We start from the raw sequence: 2,256 nt of genomic DNA, 5'->3' as shown, positions 1-2,256 counted from the left end.
TGCTATATCTAATAAATCACTTTCGCCTTTAGGTAAATGCTCTTTTCTAAACTTAAATTCATAATCTTTTACAGCCAAATCAGGGTTAATCTGTTTCATCACGTTCTTATACGCAAGATAAGCACCATAAAGATTCCAGTGAGAATCATTAAAGAAATATAGACTCTCGCCATTCATTTTTTTCTTTTCATTTATCAACAATGAATAATTATCAATGAAATTTATATGAGCATCTTCTAGCAAATATTTATAATTATCAAAAAGTCGGTATTTTCCTGGCTCAAAGTAATTCTGATTCATATACTCTGGATAAATTCCATGCTTATCAGGGCCTACAACTAAATAAAAATCAATGGCACTGTCAGCATTCATTAGAGTTTTTAATGTATTTATTTTCTTAATTGCAGCATTCATATTTACTTTAGTTGAACGAGAATGCTGAGAATAAACCTCATGACTTTTATCTCCAAGAAATACCCAGTTATTTCGTCCCTTTACAAATACTTCACTTGGTGAAAAGTCATAATCAGCAAACAGATCCTTAAAATTTTTATAGTACTTTTCTGAAATTCTAACTTTATAAAATAATCTGTCTGTATACCACTTAACTAATTCAATAAAAAATCTATTTGAATATTCATTAGGAAATCTGGCAATCATTCTGTTTTCAGACTTTATTACATAATCATTGCTTATAGTCATGAATCCAGCTAAAGGAACTGCAAACATAAGTGTTACAAGAATGTACTGTATTACTCTCTTCATTTGCTCAATCCTTTAGAAATTAAAATAGATAAACGGATTCTGTGCACTGAAATACAAAATTATTACAGATGCAAAAACCAAAAGACCATGTACAAGATATGCTATTGTGTGTGTTTTATGTTCATATGCATCTGATGAATTAAATGCATCTACTTTTATAAGTGCAATGATAAAACCTGCTACAAGTGCTAAATAATTCAAAATCTTTCCATCACATATGTTTTCATTACTAATATTAGATATAGAAAACATTACATTTAAATAATCCATTGCATGTGATAGAGAATCAGCTCTAAATATTACCCATCCTACAAGAACAACTAACAAAGCGTAGGCATGTGCAAAAATTACTGGTATTTTTGATAATACGTCTTTTAAGAACAGACGTTCAAGGATCAGAAAAACACCATTGTAAAGCCCCCATACAACGAATGTCATATTAGCACCGTGCCAGAGACCACATAGGAAGAAAACAAATACAAGATTAAAGTAAATCCTGTAAGTTGCTACTCTTGAGCCTCCAAGTGGTATATAGACATAATCTCTAAGCCAGGATGATAATGACATATGCCATCTTCTCCAGAAATCCTGAATCGATTTTGCTCTGTATGGAGCATTGAAATTCTCATGGAATCTGAAGCCTGCCATTGCAGCAAGACCTATTGCCATATCAGAATATGCAGAAAAATCAAAATAGATCTGAATCATGTATGCTAGCGCACCAATCCATGCATCAAGAGTAGACAATGACTGTACATGATACAAAAAGGCCATATCTGCAAGAGGAGCTACAGAATTTGCAATAAGGATCTTCTTGTTCAGACCAAGAATGAATCTGTACATACCGTAGTTAAACAGATCCTTTGAATCTACTCTCTTATCAAGATCAGGTTGCACATCCTTGTATCTTACAATAGGACCTGCAATCAAATGTGGAAACATGAAGAAATATGCTAAAAAAGTGGTGATTTTACACTTGCCTGATATCTGACCTCTGGCAATATCAATAAGATAGCTTACAGCGTGGAAGGTGAAAAATGATATACCTAGAGGTAAAGCTTGTTTTTTCACATTTACATTAAGGAGATAGCCTGACTGATGAATAAGATCAAATATCCAGTACGAATACTTAAAAAATGCCAAAGACAGGATATTTATAGATACAAAGGCAAACAATGTTATATTTTTAAGAATACAACTTTTTTCTTTAGCATTTTCTAGCAAATAACCGAATACTAGGTTCAAGAAACCGTATGCAAGTAGTATCTTTAAAGAGTGAAATCCGCCATCAAAAACATAAAAGAAAAGACTTATTAGAATTAGGGAAATATTTCTTAAAACAACTTTTTTTCTGATTAGAAAATCACAAGTTAAAAATAAAGGTAAAATAAAGAAAATAAAAGGTAAACTTGAAAAAACCATTATCTTTTGCCTTATAAAAATGATTCAAGATTATAACATAAAAGACTCTCTCTCTATTATTGCATTGAC

At 31.4% G+C, this 2,256-nt stretch carries 2 protein-coding genes; both read right to left on the bottom strand.

All coding sequences use genetic code 11. From position 1 onward, the window contains the following. On the bottom strand, nt 1-765 hold a 765-nt coding region (locus ACJML3_RS04025; protein WP_406020842.1), incomplete at its 3' end, for a hypothetical protein. A gap of 12 nt (nt 766-777) precedes the next feature. Continuing rightward, nucleotides 778-2,187, bottom strand: coding sequence for an MBOAT family O-acyltransferase (locus tag ACJML3_RS04020; RefSeq protein WP_406020840.1), 1,410 nt, complete (start codon nt 2,185-2,187; stop codon nt 778-780). Nucleotides 2,188-2,256: the final 69 nt, after the last annotated feature.

Origin of the sequence: Succinivibrio sp., assembly GCF_045124615.1 — a bacterium.
Lineage (GTDB): Bacteria > Pseudomonadota > Gammaproteobacteria > Enterobacterales > Succinivibrionaceae > Succinivibrio > Succinivibrio faecicola.
This window is presented reverse-complemented; position numbering and strand designations above follow the sequence as displayed.

Bases quoted from the DNA above. Each gene is read 5' to 3' on its own strand.
- ACJML3_RS04020 (WP_406020840.1), bottom strand. From the start codon at position 2,187: ATGGTTTTTTCAAGTTTACCTTTTATTTTCTTTATTTTACCTTTATTT.